This window comes from Kitasatospora sp. NPDC001159 (assembly GCF_053598235.1).
Map to the genome: position 1 here is coordinate 1 of NZ_JBSFJV010000299.1, position 1,105 is coordinate 1,105.

At 75.7% G+C, this 1,105-nt stretch carries 2 pseudogenes; one reads left to right on the forward strand and one right to left on the reverse strand.

The features are described 5' to 3' along the window. Nucleotides 1-16 precede the first annotated feature (16 nt). A pseudogene (locus ACWC9T_RS42000) lies at nt 17-100 on the forward strand (VWA domain-containing protein); the annotation flags it as partial. Between the two features lie 45 nt (nt 101-145). Here the strand turns inward: ACWC9T_RS42000 and crtI are convergent. Next, nucleotides 146-946: pseudogene (crtI, locus tag ACWC9T_RS42005) on the reverse strand (phytoene desaturase family protein); the annotation flags it as partial. Nucleotides 947-1,105 lie beyond the last annotated feature (159 nt).

The window sequence follows — 1,105 nt, forward strand, 5'->3', positions numbered from 1 at the left end:
GGACGCTTCCGGATCCATGTCCTTCCTCTACTCCAAGGGCCTCGTAGCGGACGTCGTGGAGCGGATGGCCGCCGTGGCCGCGGAGTTGGACGACGACGGGGAGATGCAGGCGTGGACCTTCGCCTCGAACCCGGCGCGCCTGCCGGACCTGCGTGACGCGGTTGCCGGAGCGCTCCAGACGGGTGACGGCCCGTCCGAGGCGCAGGTCGGCCCCGGCACCGGCGGCCGCCGCGGCCATGGCGCGGGGCAGGGCGTGCACGCCGCCGCGCGGGAAGTAGACGCCGGCGACGGTGTCCATGTAGGCGATGACGGCGTACGCGGCCAGCGCGCGGGACGGCGCCACACCGGCGTACAGGGCCTGGAAGGAGAAGACCCGCTTGAGCCGTTCGTCGGTCAGGAAGCGTCCGATGCGGGTGTCGAGGCGGCCGAAGCCGCCGAGGGCGGCGAGCCGGGCCAGGTCGGGGGTGAGCAGGCCGAGCGGCGAGTCGAAGTTGGCGTCGATGAACCGGCGCATCTGCACGGCGTACAGCCGCCCGAGCCAGTCGCGCAGCCGCCGGTACCCGGCCGCCTCCCGGGCGCCGGCGAACCGTTCGACCTCCGTCTCCATCGCGTCGGCGTCGGTGTGGACGTCCAGGGCGGTGCCGTCGGCGAAGCAGGCGCGGTAGGCGGGGTGCAGGGGCAGCAGTTCGACGTGGTCGCGCAGCCGTTCGCCGACGGCCGCGAAGGCCTCGTCGGCCAGGTCGGGCATGGTCAGCACGGTCGGGCCGGTGTCGAGGCGGTAGCCGCCGAGTTCGCGCCGTCCGGCCCGGCCGCCGGGGAGCGGGTCGCGTTCCACGACGGTCACCCGGCGTCCCGCGCCCAGCAGGTGCAGGGCGGCGGAGAGCCCGGCGAGTCCGGCACCGACGACCACGACGTGGTCGGTGCGCCCGGTCACCGTCCGCGTCATCGCGCGCCCCGGTCCGCGGGCGGTCCGTCCGGCCGGGGGATGCGGTGCTCGACCGTGCTGGGGGGCATGGCGGGGTCCTCTCGTGTGGTCGGCCCCATGCCTTCCCCCGTCGCCTCCGGCGCGACGCCGCGGGGCCCCGGTTCCCCTCCGGCAGTCACC